Origin of the sequence: Bradyrhizobium sp. Leo170 (assembly GCF_004296405.1) — a bacterium.
GTDB lineage: Bacteria > Pseudomonadota > Alphaproteobacteria > Rhizobiales > Xanthobacteraceae > Bradyrhizobium.
In genome coordinates this window covers 1-18,082 of the sequence record NZ_PSRR01000042.1, presented here as the reverse complement: position 1 = coordinate 18,082, position 18,082 = coordinate 1, and the positions used below count along the sequence as shown (strand labels likewise).

The 18,082-nt window shown below is 63.5% G+C and carries 12 protein-coding genes and 1 pseudogene; 7 read left to right on the top strand and 6 right to left on the bottom strand.

From position 1 onward, the window contains the following. Positions 1-23 precede the first annotated feature (23 nt). The 4 genes from CWO89_RS10430 (at position 24) to CWO89_RS10415 (ending at position 5,113) form a co-directional block, all read left to right on the top strand. Positions 24-857, top strand: coding sequence for a creatininase family protein (locus CWO89_RS10430; RefSeq protein ID WP_130578537.1), 834 nt, complete (start codon positions 24-26; stop codon positions 855-857). 119 nt (positions 858-976) lie between these two features. After that, positions 977-1,252 (top strand): hypothetical protein, encoded by a 276-nt coding sequence (locus CWO89_RS10425; protein WP_130578536.1) that lies wholly within the window; start codon positions 977-979, stop codon positions 1,250-1,252. A gap of 453 nt (positions 1,253-1,705) precedes the next feature. Beyond that, entirely contained in the window at positions 1,706-3,694 is a 1,989-nt protein-coding gene (locus CWO89_RS10420) for a carbohydrate porin (RefSeq protein ID WP_130578535.1), read from the top strand. Between the two features lie 105 nt (positions 3,695-3,799). Further along, entirely contained in the window at positions 3,800-5,113 is a 1,314-nt protein-coding gene (locus CWO89_RS10415; RefSeq protein WP_130578534.1) for an ABC transporter ATP-binding protein, read from the top strand. Between the two features lie 120 nt (positions 5,114-5,233). On the opposite strand, the pseudogene CWO89_RS10410 reads toward CWO89_RS10415, so the two are convergent. Together CWO89_RS10410 and CWO89_RS10405 are read right to left on the bottom strand one after the other, a co-directional pair. Beyond that, a pseudogene (locus CWO89_RS10410) lies at positions 5,234-6,858 on the bottom strand (FMN-binding glutamate synthase family protein). Between the two features lie 311 nt (positions 6,859-7,169). Then, the gene (locus tag CWO89_RS10405; RefSeq protein ID WP_130578533.1) at positions 7,170-7,943 is read right to left on the bottom strand and encodes a ferredoxin--NADP reductase; all 774 of its coding nucleotides are present in this window, start codon (positions 7,941-7,943) and stop codon (positions 7,170-7,172) included. 290 nt (positions 7,944-8,233) lie between these two features. On the opposite strand from CWO89_RS10405, the gene CWO89_RS10400 reads away from it, so the two are divergent. After that, on the top strand, positions 8,234-9,184 hold the full coding sequence (locus CWO89_RS10400) for an ATP-grasp domain-containing protein (RefSeq protein WP_349644872.1): 951 nt from the start codon (positions 8,234-8,236) through the stop codon (positions 9,182-9,184). Positions 9,185-9,297: 113 nt separating this feature from the next. Here the strand turns inward: CWO89_RS10400 and CWO89_RS10395 are convergent, their stop codons facing one another. Together CWO89_RS10395 and CWO89_RS10390 are read right to left on the bottom strand one after the other, a co-directional pair. Next, positions 9,298-10,236 (bottom strand): amino acid ABC transporter substrate-binding protein, encoded by a 939-nt coding sequence (locus CWO89_RS10395; protein ID WP_130578532.1) that lies wholly within the window; start codon positions 10,234-10,236, stop codon positions 9,298-9,300. Between the two features lie 12 nt (positions 10,237-10,248). Then, positions 10,249-11,538, bottom strand: a complete 1,290-nt coding sequence (locus CWO89_RS10390) for a dicarboxylate/amino acid:cation symporter (protein WP_130578531.1) — start codon at positions 11,536-11,538, stop codon at positions 10,249-10,251. Positions 11,539-11,812: 274 nt separating this feature from the next. Between CWO89_RS10390 and CWO89_RS10385 the strand changes: the two genes are divergently transcribed. Beyond that, positions 11,813-12,814, top strand: a complete 1,002-nt coding sequence (locus CWO89_RS10385; protein ID WP_130578530.1) for an NADP-dependent oxidoreductase — start codon at positions 11,813-11,815, stop codon at positions 12,812-12,814. Between the two features lie 105 nt (positions 12,815-12,919). Here CWO89_RS10385 and CWO89_RS10380 read toward each other — a convergent pair whose 3' ends face one another. Together CWO89_RS10380 and CWO89_RS10375 are read right to left on the bottom strand one after the other, a co-directional pair. Next, complete coding sequence (locus tag CWO89_RS10380; RefSeq protein WP_130578529.1) at positions 12,920-16,090, bottom strand: efflux RND transporter permease subunit; 3,171 nt, start codon at positions 16,088-16,090, stop codon at positions 12,920-12,922. Between the two features lie 10 nt (positions 16,091-16,100). Beyond that, positions 16,101-17,300 carry an efflux RND transporter periplasmic adaptor subunit gene (locus CWO89_RS10375; protein ID WP_130578528.1) on the bottom strand — a complete coding sequence of 400 codons (1,200 nt, stop codon included), beginning with the start codon at positions 17,298-17,300 and terminating at the stop codon, positions 16,101-16,103. Between the two features lie 232 nt (positions 17,301-17,532). Here CWO89_RS10375 and CWO89_RS10370 point away from each other — a divergent pair. Next, a partial coding sequence (locus CWO89_RS10370; RefSeq protein ID WP_130578527.1) for a cysteine rich repeat-containing protein occupies positions 17,533-18,082 on the top strand: 550 nt, incomplete at its 3' end.

Genomic DNA, 18,082 nt, shown 5'->3' with positions numbered 1-18,082 from the left:
CGCTTGGCAGAGAAACGTTTGGCATGACTTCCACTGTTCCACCCCGCGACTGGACCGAAATCCGCTGGCCGGAGATCGCTGGCGCCGATCCGGCGCGCTGGATCGCGGTGCTGCCGCTCGCGGCGACCGAGCAGCACGGGCCGCATCTGCCCCTCGGCACCGACATCATGGTCGCCGAAGCCTATCTGGCGCTCGTGCGCGAGCTGTTGCCGGTCGGCCTCCCCGCCACCTTCCTGCCGCTGCAGCCGGTCGGCATTTCCACCGAGCATATCGATTTTCCGGGCACGCTGACGCTGCCGACCAATGTCGCATTGAAGACGTGGACGGCGCTCGGCGGCAGCGTGGCACGCACAGGCGTCAAGAAGCTGGTGATGGTCACGAGCCATGGCGGCAACAGCGCCGCGATGAGCCTGGTCGCGCAGGATTTGCGCGCGCAACACGGGATGCTGGTGATCACCACGAGCTGGTCGCGGCTGAGCGCGGCGGAGAAGCTGTTCGATGCGGAAGAAGTGCGCCACGGCATTCACGGCGGCGCGGTCGAGACCTCGATCATGCTGGCGCGCTATCCGCAGACGGTGCGCAACGAAGCGATCGCGGATTTTCGTCCCGCCAGCATTGCGATCGAAAAGGATCATCGCTGGCTGTCGACGCAACGGCCCGCGCCATTCGCCTGGCAAACACAAGACCTGCACGCAAGCGGCGCGGTCGGCGATGCGACCAAGGCCTCCGCGGAGAAGGGCGAGCGCCTGCTCGATAACGGCGCGCGCGCGTTCTGCGAGCTGCTTATCGATGTCGATAACTTCGACGTGAACAAGCTCGCAGCCGGACCACGCTCGTCCACTAAGCCGCTGTTCTGACAGCCGAATAATCGACAGCCACAGGCTCCTTCCTGCGCTTCGAACCCAAATCGCGGAGGCTCCGTCCAACGGTGCGTGCGGGCCATCCCGGCGCCGCCTTCAACAGGATGGAGTTATCCATGTCGATCAAGACCAAGATTGCTGCTCTCGCTCTCGCCGCGCTCGCTGTCACCGGCACGATCGCGACGTCGACCACCCAGGCGCAAGCCAAGCCGTTCCACCACCACCACTGGGGCTGGGGCGTCGGCGCCGGCCTCGTCGGCGCAGCGGTTGTCGGCAGCGCCATCGCCGCGAACAATGGCTACTACTACGACGGCTATCGCCGCTGCGGCTGGGTTCGCCAATACGATGTGTTCGGCAATTACATGGGCCGCGTGCGTACCTGCAATTTCTGATCGATCGACGGAGCGGTTTTGGTTGACGCGTTTTCTTGACGCGAACCCGTAAACCTCCTTCGCTCGAAAACACGTCGACCGTGGATTGTGCGTCCGGCACGGGCGCCTCATCCACCCCGTGTCGTACCCCGACCCGCCCGGCTGTCCCCCCGGGGCGGGTCATCCACTTCCGGATCTGGCCGCGGCAAGATGATCGCGCTTTCTGTTGCAAAACTGTCATCGAGCGATGCGATCCAGCGGTAATAACCCGCAGCTTCTTGCTATTGCGAATTATTCGCAATAAGGGTTGCGGTATAGTGTGGCTTCCCCGATCTGGCGCGATGGAGGGGAATCAGGACATGCGACCGGGGCAGAGGCGGCGTGATGATTTGGTGTTGGGGAAGGCGTCGTAGCAGCGCTTCGGGAACGGGCACGCTGAACTGTCGCGACATTCAGTTTGGAAACATCTCCGCCATGCCGCGCCGCAGCCGATCCCTTGAGCTGATTCTCGGCCACGCGGCGGCCGCGACCTTCGCCTTGAGCGGCCCGGCGGTTGCGGCCGACATCGCCGTCAAGGCTCCCGCCTACGCCGCCGTCTACGATTGGACCGGCTTCTATCTGGGAGCCCATACCGGCTACGGCGATGGTAGCCTGGGCCCGCGCACCAATCCCCTCCCCGAACAGTCCGTGTTCTTTCCCCCGACGATCACCGGGCTGCTCGGCGGCTATCAGGCCGGATACAATCGGCAATTCTCCAATCGCGTGGTGCTTGGCATCGAGGCCGACGCCACGTTCACGAGCCCGCTGGACATGCCGCGGCTGGTGCCCGCCCCATTTCAGAGTTCGATCGACTATACCGGCACCTTGCGTGGCCGCGTCGGCTACGCATTCGGATTGTGGATGCCCTATCTGACCGGCGGCTTCGCCTGGGGGCACAGCCATGTCAGGATCAACGACGCCGACGGCGAGATTGTCTCGACCCCCGGTCGATATCACACCGGCTGGACCATCGGCGCCGGTGCCGAATTCGCGCTGAGCGGCAATTGGAGCGCGAAGCTCGAATATGACTATGTCAACCTCGCGCAACGGACCTACGACCTCGGCGAATTCGGCTTGCCCCCCGTCAGCATCAAGCCCGATCTCCATCTGCTGAAGTTCGGCTTGAACTATCAGTTTGGCGATGCGCCTTGGCCGGTCGCTGCAAGCCCGACCAAACTTCCTGAGTCGAACGACTGGAATGTGCATGCGCAGACCACGTTCCTGCCGCAGGGCTATCCGTCGTTCCGCTCGCCCTACATGGGCACCAACAGCCTGCCGGGACCTGGACAACTCCAGGCGACCTGGACCACGACGGCGTTTCTCGGCCTCAGGCTGTGGGAAGGCGGCGAGCTCTATTTCAATCCGGAGCTGGCGCAGGGCTTCGGCATCAACGGCACGCTGGGCCTTGCCGGTTTCCCCAACGGCGAAGCACAAAAGGCGGGAGCAGCCTTTCCGAAGCTGCGGCCACAACGCTACTTCCTCAAGCAGACCTTTGGACTCGGAGGCGAGCAGGAAGAGGTCGCCGATGGTCCCAACCAGTTGCCAGGCAAGCGCGACATCAACCGCATCACCGTCGTCGTCGGGCGCTTTGCGGTCGGCGACTTCTTCGACGGCAATTCCTATGCGAAGGACCCGCGCCTCGACTTCATGAACTGGGCGATGTGGGCCTCCGCCGCCTACGACTTCCCGGCCGACCTGCCTGGTTATACGCGCGGCGCGGTAGTCGAGTTCAACCGCAAGGACTGGGCGGTGCGCGCTGGCCTGTTCCAGGTGCCCGATGCGCCCAACAGCGATATCCTGACCTTCAAGACCGGCGGCACGGTGGTCGAGTTCGAGGGGCGCTATTCGCTCGAAGACCAGCCCGGCAAGCTCCGGCTCGGTGCCTTCGCCAATCGCGGCAATACCGGCATCTACCGCGAGGCGCTGGATATCGAGAGCCTGAACCCGGCGCTCGACATCAATGATGTGATGGCGAGCATCCGCCGCGACAATCTCAAATACGGCTTCTACGCCAACCTCGAGCAGCAGCTCGCCACGGACATTGGCTTGTTCGCCCGCGCGAGCTGGAACGACGGCCGCAGCGAAATTCTCTCGTTCACCGACGTCGATCGCAGCGTTTCGGGCGGCCTGTCGGTCAAGGGCAGCTATTGGGGGCGGCCAAGCGACACGTTCGGCGTTGGCGGCGCGATCAACGGCCTGTCCGCCGGGCATCGCGATTTCCTTGCCGCTGGCGGCCTCGGCCTGCTGATCGGCGATGGCCGGCTCAACTACAGTCATGAGCGCATCTTCGAGACCTACTACGCGTATTCGATCAGCAAGAACTTCACCTTGACGGCGGACTATCAGTTCATCACAAACCCCGCCTATAACGCCGACCGTGGCCCCGTGCACATCTTCGCGGGAAGGCTGCACGGGGAATTCTAGAGCACATCTTTCCGACAAGATCGTGCCCAAACGGAAGGATCGCGGGAGATATCGGTTTAAGGAATCGTTTCCCGCCGCTTTCGCCTCAGGTGATGAGGAGCCGCAATGCTCGAACAATCCGCTGAGCCCAACCTTATCGACATCCGCGGCGTCTGCCGCTCCTTTCCCAAGGGCAGCGGCGAGAACCTTTTGGTGCTCGAAAACGTCGACCTGACGATCCGCGCAGGCGAGATCGTCGGATTGCTCGGCCGCTCCGGCTCCGGCAAATCGACGCTGCTCCGTATCATCGCCGGCCTCGTCGATCCCTCCTCAGGCGAGGCGGCCTGTCGCGGCAAGAAGATCGCAGGTCCCCCCAACGGCGTCGCGATGGTGTTCCAGTCGTTTGCACTGTTTCCCTGGCTCACGGTGCTGCAGAATGTCGAGCTCGGGCTCGAAGCACTCGGCATCGACGCCGCCGAGCGGCGCACCCGCGCGCTGGCCGCGATCGACCTGATCGGCCTCGACGGCTTCGAATCCGCCTACCCCAAGGAGCTGTCCGGCGGCATGCGCCAGCGTGTCGGCTTCGCGCGTGCCCTGGTGGTGCATCCGGACCTGCTCCTGATGGACGAGCCGTTCTCGGCGCTGGACGTGCTGACCGCCGAAACACTGCGCACCGACCTGATCGACCTCTGGACCGAAGGGCGCCTGCCGATCAAATCGGTGCTGATGGTGACGCACAATATCGAGGAGGCGGTGCTGATGTGCGACCGCATTCTCGTGTTCTCGTCCAATCCCGGGAGGGTGGCGACCGAGATCAAGGTCGATTTCCCGCATCCGCGCAACCGTTTGGATCCGGCGTTCCGGCAGCTCGTCGACAGCATCTATGGGCGCATGACGCAGCGGACCGACGGAAAGTCAACGACGGCGACCGAGATGATGTCCGGCGCAGGCGTCGGCACCGCGCTCGGCCATGTCTCGTCCAATGAACTGTCCGGCCTGATCGAGACGCTGGCAGCACCGCCTTATAATGGCCACGCCGACCTGCCGGTCCTCGCCGGCAGCCTGCAAATGGAGACGGACGAGATCCTCCATCTCGGCGAGTCGCTGCAGCTCTTGCGTTTCGCCCGATTGAGCGAGGGCGACCTGGTGCTGACGGAAGCCGGCCTGCGCTTCGCCAATCTCGAAACCGACGCGCGCAAGAAACTGTTCGCCGAGCATCTGATCAACTACGTGCCGGTGATGGGCCTGATCAAGCGCGTGCTCGACGAGCGCCCGTCCCACACCGCGCCCGCCGCGCGATTCCGTAACGAACTCGAGGACTACATGTCCGAGGACTATGCGGATGAGACGCTAAAGACCATCGTCTCATGGGGACGCTATGCCGAGCTGTTCGCCTATGACGAACAGTCGGAGACGTTCAGTCTGGAGAACCCGCATTAGCGATTGAATTGACCACGTAGCCCGGGTGAAGCGCAGCGCAACCCGGGACACGTGCATCAACGTTGACGAGCGGTCCCCGGGTTACGCTGCGCTCCGCCCGGGCTACGGGCTACGATCTCTTCACCCCGCCGGCTGGAACGAATCGGGGCGGGCCATGGCCCAGGCGTCGCGGAAACGGCGGTCCTGGGTGCCTTCGAGCAATTCGCCCGGACGCAGCGCCGGGTAGAGCTCGGCAAAGGTGCGGACTTCCGCGGTCGACGTCCGCTGCGTGAAATGGATTGGCCGTAACTCCTGCGGATGCTCGAGGCCGGCAGCGGCGAGCAGCTCCGCCAGCGCATGCAGCGTCGCGTGGTGATAATTGCAGACGCGCTCGATCTTGTCGGGCACGTAGAGCGCGCGGTTGCGGATCGGGTCCTGCGAGGTCACGCCGGTCGGGCAGCGGTCGGTGTGGCAGCTCAAGGACTGGATGCAGCCGAGCGCGAACATGAAGCCACGCGCCGAATTGCACCAGTCGGCGCCGATCGACATCGCGCGCGCCATGTCGAAGGCGGTCGCGATCTTGCCGGAGGCGCCGATCTTGATGCGGTTGCGCGCATTGATGCCAACCAGCGCATTGTGGGCAAAATTGACGCCTTCGCGCATCGGCATGCCCAAATGGTCCATGAATTCCAGCGGCGCCGCGCCGGTGCCGCCCTCATTGCCGTCGATCACGATGAAGTCGGGATAGATTCCGCTCTCAAGCATCGCCTTGCAGATCGCGAGGAATTCCCAGGGATGGCCGATGCACAGCTTGAAGCCGGCCGGCTTGCCGCCGGACAGCCTACGCATCTCGCCGACGAAGGCCATCATCTCAAGCGGCGTCGAGAAAGCCTTGTGCGAGGCCGGCGAAATGCAGTCTTCGCCCAAGGGAACGCCCCTGATCTTGGAGATCTCTTCCGAGACCTTTGCTGCCGGCAGCACGCCGCCATGGCCGGGCTTGGCGCCCTGGCTCATCTTCAGCTCGACCATCTTGATCTGGTCGTCGGCAGCGACGCGCGCGAACTCGTCCGGATTGAACGTGCCGTCGCGGTTGCGGCAGCCGAAATAGCCGGAGCCGATCTCCCAGATGATGTCGCCGCCCTTCTCGCGGTGATAGGGGCTGACGCCGCCTTCGCCAGTGTCATGCGCGAAGCCGCCCTTGTTGGCGCCGGCGTTCAGCGCGCGCACCGCGTTGGGACTGAGCGCGCCGAAGCTCATCGCGGAGATGTTGAAGACGGAGGCCGAATAAGGCCTGGTGCAATCGGGACCGCCGATGGTGATGCGGAATTTCTCATTCGAGTAGGGCTTCGGCGCCACCGAATGGTGCATCCACTCATAGCCCTCGCGGTAGACGTCCTCCTGGGTGCCGAACGGCCGCTTGTCGAGCACCATCTTGGCGCGCTGATAGACGACGGCGCGGGTGTCGCGGGAGAACGGCATGCGTCCTTCTCGCTCTCGAAGAAATACTGCCGCATCTCCGGGCGGATCTCTTCGAGCAGGAAGCGCAAGTGCGCCGAGATCGGATAATTGCGCAGCACCGCGTGGTGCTTCTGCATGAGGTCGCGGACGCCGAGCAGCGTCAGCGCGCCGAAGATCAGCAAGGGAATCAGGATGACGTCGATCAGCTTCCGGTCGACGATGCCGAACGCGAGCAAGAGAGCGGTGACGACCGAGCAAATCGTAAGCACGATGAAGCGCGGCGAGAACGGAAGCAGCAGCGTTTCCATGAAACCCCTCAGCAGACCCTGCCGGATTGTTGTTGGCGGGCGGGGGAGCCTAATCCATCCCGCGCCATCTGCCATACGGTATAATCGGCCTTCGGGTTCACGGATGTGACACCGATGCCACCCGGTCCGGGGTGTTGTATTGCGCTGCAACGAAGGAGAACGCGGCCGCCCTCCGCCGTCATTCCGGGACATCGCGCAGCGATGGGCCCGGAATCCACCGGGCCGCAAACGCCCGCGGAGAAATGGATTCCGGGTTCGCGCTTCGCGCGCCCCGGAATGACGGCGGAGAGGGTGGCCTTGAGCAGAAAAGCTCAGCGCTCGACGAAGGCCTTTTCGATCACGAAATGGCCGGGCGCGCTGTGGTTGCCTTCGGCGAAGCCGCGGCCCTCGAACAGCTTGCGCAGGTCTTCCAGCATCGCTGGGCTGCCGCACATCATGATGCGGTCGGTCTCGAGATCGAGCGGCGACTGGTGGATGTCGTTGAAGAGCTGGTCCGAGGTGATCAGGTCGGTGATGCGGCCACGGTTGCGGAACGGCTCGCGCGTGACGGTCGGATAATAGAGCAGCTTCTCGGCGAGCAGCGGACCGAACAATTCGTCGTCGCGCAGATTGGCGACCAGCTCCTCGCCATAGGCGAGCTCGGCCACCTGGCGGCAGCCATGGACCAGCACGATGGTCTCGTAGCGGTCATAGACCTCGGGGTCCTTGATCAGGCTCGCAAACGGGGCCAGCCCCGTGCCGGTCGACAGCAGCAACAGCCGCTTGCCGGGGATCAGATTGTCGGTGATCAGCGTGCCGGTCGCCTTGCGGCCGACCAGGATGATGTCGCCTTCCCGGATCTTCTGCAGCTTGGAGGTCAGCGGACCGTCCTGAACCTTGATCGAGAAGAACTCGAGCTCTTCCTCGTGATTGGCGCTCGCCATCGAATAGGCACGCAGCAGCGGCCGGCCATCGATCTCGAGACCGATCATGGCGAACTGGCCGTTCTGGAAGCGGAAGCCGGTATCGCGGGTGGCTCGGAAGCTGAAAAGCGTATCAGTCCAGTGACGAACAGAAAGTACCTTCTCTCGATAGAACGCGCTCATGTGTCTGGTTTTTCCGATTGACCTTACATAAACGAGGTCGAGTAGCGGCTGCTCGACCGCACGAAATTGACTGACATCAAGGGAAAGCCCGCCTGCCCGTCGCGCCGCTGACACACATAATGGAATTCATCCATTGTGCAATTGCGAACTCGGCATGGCTGTCGATTGATTTCGCAGAATGGTTCAAAACATCGTTGTTAAGGTTTCCGGGACGACGCAATTAACTTGCTGGAAACGATCCCGATCAAGCAATTAATTCCACAGCGCGCCATCGAGAGAGGAAAATCGACTTGGCGATCCCAATCAGCCAGCGGATCTTCGTCGACGCGGTCACGAAATATTGCCTGGCCCGTAACATTACGGTCGAGGTGCGGTCGGAGGGCTGGCTGATCGTCATGCAACGTGGTGAGCGGCGGCACCTCGCCTTCGCCTATGACGTCGGGCTGAACAGCGCGGTCGCGCACCAGATCGCCAACGACAAGGCGGCCACCGCCGAGATGCTGCAATGTTCCGGCGTGCTCTGCATCCCCCACACCCTGTTCCTGGGCCCGAAGCTTGCAGCCTATACGCGTGCGCCCGGCTCCTGGGAAACGATGCTGCGCCTGCTGGCCGAGCATCCCAATGGCCTCGTCGTCAAGCCAAACGAGGGCACGTCGGGCGACGGCGTCTTCCGGGTGACGACCAAGCGTGCGCTCGAGCTCGCGGTCGGCAGGATCCTGGCGGCCTATCCGAGCCTCGCCATCTCGCCCTATGTCGAGATCGAGGATGAAATCCGCGTCGTCCTGGTCGATGATCTCCCGGTCGTGGTCTACGGCAAGGAACGCCCGTTCGTGATCGGCGACGGCAGGCATTCGCTGCTTGAGCTTGCGCTCGCGGCCGTGCCGGCCGAGCGGCGATCGACCGCGCTGCCCGGCCTGATCGCCGAGATCGGGCGTGCCGAGCTCGATGCGATCGTCCCGGAGGGCGAGCGGCGCATCCTCAACTGGCGCCACAACCTCGATTCCGGCGCGCGGCCGGTGCTGCTGAAACAGGGCGAGACGCGCGACGCCTGCATCGAGATGGCAATCAAGGCCGCCCGCGCGATCGGCATCCGCTTCGGCTCGATCGACGTCGTACGCACCGACGGCGCCTGGCGGATCCTTGAAGTCAACGCCGGCGTGAAGATGGAAGCGCTCAGCCGCTCGCACCCGGAACTGGCTTATGCCGCGTATGAAGCGGCGCTGGATAGAGTGTTTGCGTAAGCATCAGTGCCGTAGGGTGGGCAAAGCGAAGCGTGCCCACCATCCACGTTCGGTGCAAGAAAGGTGGGCACGCTTCGCTTTGCCCACCCTACGCGTTCGCCCACGCAATCGCGCTAATTGCTCGTCCCCTCGTTATCATTCAGCGCCTTGAAGGCTTCCTCGAGCTGCGGCGAGATCGCGACGTCGAGGCGCTCGCCGGTCGGAAGCCGTGCGATGAACCATTTGTTGTAGAGCGGGATCAGGTCGCGGCCGGAGCCGAGCTTGCGGAAGGTCCGCTCGACCACGTCCTTCAACTGCGGCTCACCCTTGCGGTACATGATGCCGTAGGGATCGTAGGACAGGTAGTCGCCGACCACGCGGAACCTGTCCTGCGACTTGTGCCGCGCGATCAGGCCGTAGAGCAGGATGTCGTCGGTCGCGAACGCATCCGCCTTGCCGTCGGCCAGCATCTGGTAGGACTGCTCATGGTCGGGCGAGGTCACGATGTTCAGGCCGAGCGAGAACTTCTTGTCGACATTATGCATGGCCTGCTCGTTGGTGGTGCCCTTGGTCACCACCACGGTCTTGCCCTTGAGATCGGTTACCCCCGAGACGGCGGAGGTCTTCGGCACCATCAGTTTGGTGCCGGCGACGAAGATCAAAGGCGAGAACGCGACCTGCTTGGCCCGCTCGGAATTCGCCGTGGTCGACCCGCATTCGAGATCGATCTTGCCCTGCACAACAGCAGGAATGCGGTCGTCGGAGGTGACCTTGACGTAGTCGATCCTGAGATTGGCATCGTCGACCTCGACGCCGATCTCCTCCACGATCGCCTCGCACAGTTCGAGGCTGTAGCCGATCGGCCGGTTGGAATGGTCGAGGAAGGAGAACGGCGGCGAGCTCTCGCGGTAGCCGAGCCGCACCACATGCGTGTTCTTGATATTGGCAAGCGTCGGGCTAAGCCCCTCGCTTGCCGTCTGGGCGGCGGCCGGCGTTGCCAGCAGACATGCTACCAGCAACAGGCAGCCGGCCCATATCGCCTTCCTTGTCGCTTTCCTTGGGGGCTGATGCATGCAGCTCTCCCGTCAATGCGCCGGCACCGCGTCACCCGGCACCGCATCGGAAGGCACGGCATCGTCCGGCCCGAGCTCGTGCTCTTCCTTCAGCTCACCTTCCCACTTCGCGACCACGGCGGTGGCGAGCGAGTTGCCGATCACGTTGGTGGCGCTGCGGCCCATGTCGAGGAAGGTGTCGATGCCCATGATCATCAACAGGCCCGCCTCGGGAATGCCGAACTGGCTGAGCGTCGAGGCGATCACGACGAGGGAAGCGCGCGGCACGCCGGCGACGCCCTTGGAGGTGATCATCAAGGTCGCCAGCATCGCGAGCTGGGTGCCGAGCGACATGTCGATATGATAGGTCTGCGCGATGAAGATGCTGGCAAAGGTGCAGTACATCATCGTGCCGTCGAGGTTGAAGGAATAGCCGAGCGGCAATACGAAGGCCGAGATCCGGGACGAGGCGCCGAAGCGGTTCAATCCCTCCAGCGTCTTCGGATAGGCGGCTTCCGACGACGCGGTCGAGAACGCGATCATCAGCGGCTCGCGGATCAGCCGCAACAGATGGCTGTAGCGCGGCCCGATCACGATGAAGCCGACCACGACCAGGATCCCCCACAGGATCAAAAGCGAGACGTAGAAGCCGCCCATGAACACGACGAGCTTCCAGAGCACGCCAAGTCCGTTCTTCGACACCGTGGCCATGATCGCGGCCCACACAGCAAGCGGCGCGAACAGCATCACATAGCTGGTGACCTTCAGCATGATATGGGCGAGGTCGTCGATCAGGGCCATGATCGGCTTCGCCCGCTCCGGCATTGCGCCGAGCGCGACCGCGAAGAACACCGCGAACACCACGATCTGCAGGATCTCGTTCTGCGCCATCGCATCCGCGATCGAGGTCGGCACCAAGTGAATCAGGAACTTCTCAAAGGAAAACGCCGAGACCGGCAGGCCGGTCGACTGGCCCTTGTCGGGCAGCGTGCCCGGGAAGTTGGCGCCGGGCTGCAGCAGGTTGACCATGACGAGGCCGAGCAGGAGCGAGACGAAGGAGGCGCTGACGAACCAGCCCATGGTCTTCGCAAAGATACGCCCGAGCCGTGCGCCGGGGCCCATATGCGCGATGCCGCCGACCAATGTCGCAAACACCAGCGGCGCGATGATCATCTTGATCAGCCGCAGGAACAACATCGCGATCAGGTTTACGTCGGCTGCGATCTCGGCCCGGCTATCGGGCAGGAAGTTGTAGACAAAGGCCCCCATCACGATGCCAAGCGCCATCGCGATCAGAATGTACTGCGTAAACCTGCTCGACATGTTCTTACTCCCGTAAGTCACCCGGCAAGCGATGGAGTGTGGCAGATTTACGCACCGGCGCAACACGCTTTCGACCTGCGCGCGCATTGCTGCATGTTCCAGTTGTGGAATAGACACGCGGGGACTAGAGCATGATCCGGAAAAGTGGGAACCGGTTTTCCGGAAAGATCATGCTCAAACAAAAAGACGACCGTGGGCAGCGCACAATCTGTGCAGTCGGCCGCGCAGCGAGCACGCAATTGCATCGGGATTGACCAACAAAGGGAGGAACACCATGAGCGAGGCTATCAATCGTCAGATCCTGCTGGTGGAGAAGCCGACGGGGAAGCTTGGGGCTGAGCATTTCAGGATGGTCAACGGCAGCATCCCGGAGCCGAAGGACGGCGAGGCCCTGCTGCGGCTGCGCTATCTCTCGCTCGACGCCGCCAACCGCGCCTGGATGCATGGCGCGACCTACCGCGCTGCGGTCGAGGCCAACACCGTGATGTCCGGTGGCGGCATCGCCGAGGTGGTGGCGTCGAAGGCGCCAGGCCTTGCGCCAGGCGACATCGTGTTCGGCGACACCGGCTGGCAGGACTATGCCGCGGTGCCGGCAAGGCATCTGAACAAGATGCCGAAGCTCGAGCCGATGACGCACTTGCTGAGCGTGTACGGCATCGCCGGCCTCACCGCCTATTTCGGCCTGCTCCATGTCGGCAAGCCCAGGGAGGGCGAGACCGTCGTGGTCTCGGCCGCCGCCGGCTCGGTGGGTTCGATCGTCGGACAGATCGCAAAAATCAAGGGCTGCCGCGTGGTCGGCATCGCCGGCGGCAAGGACAAGTGCCACTGGCTGACCAGCGAGCTCGGTTTCGACGCCGCGGTCGATTACAAGGACGGCGGCACCTACAAGGCGCTGCGGTCGGCCGCGCCTGATAGCATCGACGTCTATTTCGACAATGTCGGCGGCGACATCCTGGAAGCCTGCCTGCCGCAGATGAACAACCGCGGCCGAATCGCCTGCTGCGGCGCGATCTCGCAATATGACGGCGTCCCCTCCGCCCACGGCCCGCGCGGCGTGCCCGGATTGATCGTCGTGAAGCGGCTGATCATGCAGGGCTTCATCGTGATGGACTTCATGGACCAGCGCGACGCGGCGCTCGCCGACCTGCAGTCCTGGGTCGCCTCCGGCAAATTGAAGGTGCAGGAAGACGTGATCGACGGGCTGGAGAACGCGCCGGCGGCGCTGATCGGCCTGCTCGCCGGCGAGAACCGCGGCAAGCGCATGATCCGGGTGTAGGCTTGAGCACGCAGTTGTAGGGTGGGCAAAGCGTAGCGTGCCCACCACCACGAGCCGAATGTTTGATGGTGGGCACGCTACGCTTTGCCCACCCTACGACCACTGCTACGGCGCGACGCTTGGCGCCTGCGGGATCGTTTGCGTATCCGGCGTCTTGGCCTTGCGCGACTTGCGCCAGTTCTCGAAGCGTTGGACCACGACGAAGAACGCGGGCACGAACAGCACGGCAAGGCAGGTCGAAGCGATCATGCCGGAGAACACGGTGATGCCGATCGACTTGCGCGCATTGGCGCCGGCGCCGGTCGCGAGCACCAGCGGCACCACGCCGAGGATGAAGGCAAAGGACGTCATCAGGATCGGGCGGAATCTTGCGCGCGCCGCTGCGATCGCCGATTCGATCAGCGGCTCGCGGTCACGCACGTGATGCTCGAGCGCGACCTCGACGATCAGGATGGCGTTCTTCGCCGACAGCGCGATCAACAGGATGATGCCGATCTGGGTGTAGAGGTTGTTGTCGATCCGCAAGCTCGTGAGCACCAGCATCGGGCCGAGCAACGACAGCGGCACGGCGAGTATCACCGAGATCGGCGCGTACCAGCTCTCATATTGCCCGGCGAGCACGAGATAGACCAGCAGCAGAGCGAGGCCGAATACATAGTAGATCTGGTTGCTGACCGCCTTCTCCTGGTACGACATGGCCGTCCATTCAAAGCCCGTGCCCGGCGGCAGCGTCTTTGCGGCGATCTGCTCCATCAGCGCCATCGACTGTCCCGAGCTATAACCCTGCGCCGGCAGACCGATGATGGAGGCGGACGGATAGAGGTTATAGAGGCTGATCAGCGACGGCCCGACTGACGGCGTGATCGTGGCGACGGTGCCGAGCGGAATCATCTCGCCCTGGCTGTTGCGCACCATCAGATTCTGGATGTCGCGCAGGTTCAGACGGAATTTCGAATCCGCCTGCACATAGACCTGGAAGGTGCGGCCGAATTTGTTGAACTGGTTGACGTAGCTCGCGCCGAGATAGGATGACAGCGTCGAGAAGATCTGGTCGGTCGTGACGTTCAAGGTCTGGGTCTTGGTCCGGTCGACCTCGACGTCGTACTGCGGCACCATGGAGCGGAAGGACGAGCTGACCCGCTGCAGCGCGCTCTGCGTCTGCGCGTTGGCGACAACAGCGCCGGTGATCGCCTGCAGCTTGGCGTAGTCGGCATTGCCGTCGCGCAGCTCGACCTGCATGGCGAAGCCGGCGGCATTGCCGATGCCCTGGATCGGCGGCGGCGGAATCACCAGGATGCGCGCCTCCTCGATCTCGGCCAGCTTGTCGTTCAATCCGAACACCAGAGAGCGCAGATCCTCGCCGGGCCCACGCTGGCTCCAATCCTTCAGGATCAGATAGGCGACGCCGGCATTCGCCAGGCTCGAACTGTTGTCGAGCGCGGAGATGCCGGCGATGGAGACAACCTGCTGCACGCCGGGCGACTTGCCGGCCATCTCGCTGACCCTTTCGAGGACACGTTGTGTCCGATCCAACGCAGCGCCGTCGGGCAATTGCACCGCGGCCAGCAGATAGCCCTGGTCCTCGATCGGGATGAAGCCGGTCGGCACCCGCGACAGGCCGTAGCCGGCAAGCCCGATCAGGATCAGCGCGACCACGACCGACACATTGCTGTGCCTGACCAGGCCGCCGATCAGCCCCGCATAGCCGCGCTCCAGCCGCTCATAGACGCCATTGAAGCCGCGGTAGAAGACATTGCGCTGCTCCGGCGGCACCGGCCGGCGCAGCCACAGCGCGCACTGCGTCGGCTTCAAGGTCGCGGCATTGACGGCGCTGAGCAGCGCGGTCGCGGCGATCACCAGCGCGAACTGTGCATACATCCGCCCCGTGAGCCCGGGCAGGAACGCGGCCGGCAGGAACACCGAGATCAGCACCAGCGTGATGCCGACGATCGGCGCGAACAATTCGTCCATCGCCTTGATCGCCGCGTCATGGCCGGACAGGCCACGTTCGATATTGTGCGCGGCACCCTCGACCACGACGATGGCGTCGTCGACCACGATGCCGATCGCCAGCACGATCGCAAACAGCGTCGAGAGGTTGATCGAGAAGCCGAGCGCCGCCATCGCCGCGAACGCGCCGATGATGGTCACTGGCACGGTGGTCGCCGGCACCAGCATCGCGCGCCAGTCCTGCAGGAAGACGAGGATCACGACCAGCACCAAGAGGCCAGCCTCGATCAGCGTCTTGTAGACCTCGTTGATCGATGCCTGGACGAAGATGGTGGTGTCGAACGGCGTGTCGTATTTGATGTCTTGCGGAAACTGCTTGGCCAGTTCCACCATCTTCTTCTCCACCGCCTTCTCGACCTCGAGCGCGTTGGCGCCGGGCGACAGGAATACGCCGATGCCGGTGGAGGGCTTGTTGTTGAGCGAGAAGATCTGGCTGTAGGTCTGGGCGCCGAGCTCGACCCAGCCGACGTCACGCACGCGGGTGACGTCGCCGACATTGCCGGTCTTGACGATGATGTTCTCGAACTGGCTCGTATCATCCAGCCGGCCGGCGACGTTCAGCGTGTACTGGAAGGCCTGGCCGGGCGGCGTCGGCGGCATACCGACCTGCCCTGCGGTGACCTGCTGGCTTTGCTGCTGGATCGCCTGGATGACGTCCTGCGGCACCAGATCGCGCGCCTGCAACTGGTTCGGATCGAGCCACACCCGCATCGAATATTGACCGGCGCCGAACACGGTGACGTTGCCGACGCCTGATAACCGCGACAGCTCATCCCTGATGTTGATGGTGGCGTAGTTGGAGAGGAACAGGCTGTCATAGGTCTTGTTCGGCGAGGTCAGCGTCACGAACAGCAGGATCGAGGTCGACCGCTTCTGCACCGTGACGCCCTGGCTCTGCACCGACTGCGGCAATTGCGACAGCGCGCTCGACACCCGGTTCTGCACCAGCACCTGCGCGAAGTTGAGATCCGTGCCGATCTTGAAGGTGACCGTCAGCGTATAGGTGCCGTCGGCGCCGCTGTAGGACTGCATATAGAGCATGTCCTCGACGCCATTGACCTGCTGCTCGATCGGCAACGCCACGGTGTCGATCACGGTCTTGGCGGATGCGCCGGGATAGCGGGTCGTCACCTGCACGGTCGGCGGCACCACGTCAGGATATTGCGCGACCGGCAGGTTGAGCAGCGCCACGCCGCCGATCAGGATCATCAGGATCGCGATGACGTTGGAAAGAACCGGCCGCTCGATGAAGAATTTCGAGATCATGGCCGCCCCCTCACTTCGCCGATGCGGAGGCTTCGATCTTCTGCAGTTGCGGATCGACCTTCTGGCCAGGGATCCCGCGCAGCAATCCGGCGATAACGACGCGGTCGTCCGGCTTCAGCCCGCTATCGATGACGCGTAATTCGCCTTGGAGCTGTCCGGTTTCCACTTTGCGCTGCTCGACCACGTTATCGGCGTTGACAACCAGTACATAGCGGCCAGCCTGGTCGCTGCCGAGCGCAGTAGCGGGCACCAGCAGCGCGTCCTGCTGCTGGTCATAGGGCACGCGAACGCGGACAAAGAAGCCCGGCAGCAGCGTGCGGTCGGGGTTGTCGAAAATGCCGCGCACGGGCAGCGTGCCGGTCGACTGGGTGAGGATCGGCGAGATGTAGTCGAGGTTGCCCTTGTGCGGATATCCGGTCTCGGTCTGCAGACCGACCTCGACCGGCAACTGACGCAGCTCGGCCACGGAAAGGCCGCGCCGCCTCGCCTCCTCGCGGATGCGCAGCACGTCCTGTTCGTTGACGTTGAAATTGACCCAGATCGGATCGAGCTGGACGATGGTGGCAAGCTGCGTCGGCGAAGTCACGCCGACGAGCTCGCCGACTGAGACGAGGTGCGCGCTGACGATGCCGTCGAACGGAGCCGCCACATTGGTGTAGCCGTAATTGACCTCTGCGATCCGGGTATTGGCTTGCGCCTGCTGCAGACTGGCCTGCGCGTTGTCGCGATTCGCCGTCGACGTATCGAGTGTCGCCTGCGAGACAGCCTGCCGCTGCACCAGATCGATCTGGCGCTTGAAATCGGTCTCAGCCTGCTTCAGCGTCGCCTGCGCGCCGACCTCCGCCGCCTTTGCCTGCTCGAGCTTCAACCTGTAGGTTTCAGGCTCGATGGTGAACAGCGTGGTGCCTTGCTTGACGAAGGTGCCGTCCCGATAATCGATCGACTGCAGAAAGCCCTGCACGCGCGCCACCAGGTCAACGCTCTTGACCGGCGCGGTGGTGCCGGTTGTCTCCAGGAAACGCGTGATGCTGCGCTGCACCGGAATCGCGACTTCCACCTTTGGCGGCGGTGGTGGCACGAAAGTATTTTGCTCGCAGCCACTTAAGCCAACGAAGGCAGAGAGCAGGAAACCGATACGTAACAGGGGCGTGACGTCCGGCCACACGCCATCGTTCGATCCGCAACAGGCCGATGGGCGCGCAAGCTTCATTTCCGTGCACCAGTTCAACTTGCCCGCAAAGAGGCGTTCATCCGGAGACGACTGTCGCGATGCATCCATAGCAACAATTGGCTTGCAGTGGAACCCGAAACAGAAAATGATACCGCGCACCGAGATTGCTGTGCCAGACTTTTTCAAGAGCGACCTTCTTCAAGAACGAACTTCGCAGGAATGAACTTCGGTTGAAGCGGCGGCTTCCGTCGACAACAAAGGGTTTGCTTACATGATCAAGACATTGAAGCGCGCATGCGGGCGCGCCCTGCCATTTTCCGTCGTGCTGTTTGCAACCGCTGCGCTGGCGCAGGCGCCGAGCGAGGCGCAGCGTGAGGCGATCAAGTCGCAATGCCGCAACGATTACATGGCGCATTGCTCCAGCATTCCGCCCGGCGGCGAAGCTTCGCTGCAATGTCTGCAAAAGAACATGTCGGGTCTATCCGCAGACTGCGCCAGCGCGGTGCGCGCAGTGGAAGCACCGGCCGGGCCGAAGGCGGAGACGGCGCCCAAGCCAGACGCGGCTCCAGCCGCAGCCAAGACGGAGCCGGCGCCGGCGGCAACAACCGCAGCGAAGCCGAAAGCGACGGGCATGCAGGCCAAGCCGACCGAGGCGCAGGTTTCCGCGATCCGCAGCGCCTGCCGTTCCGACTATCAGAAGGTCTGTCCCGGCGTGCCGACCGGCGGCGCCCCCGCACTGCGATGCCTCGAGAAGAACAAGGCGAGGCTCTCGGCGGCTTGCGGTGAGGCGGTTGCGGCCGCGAGCGGTGGTGCAGCGCCAG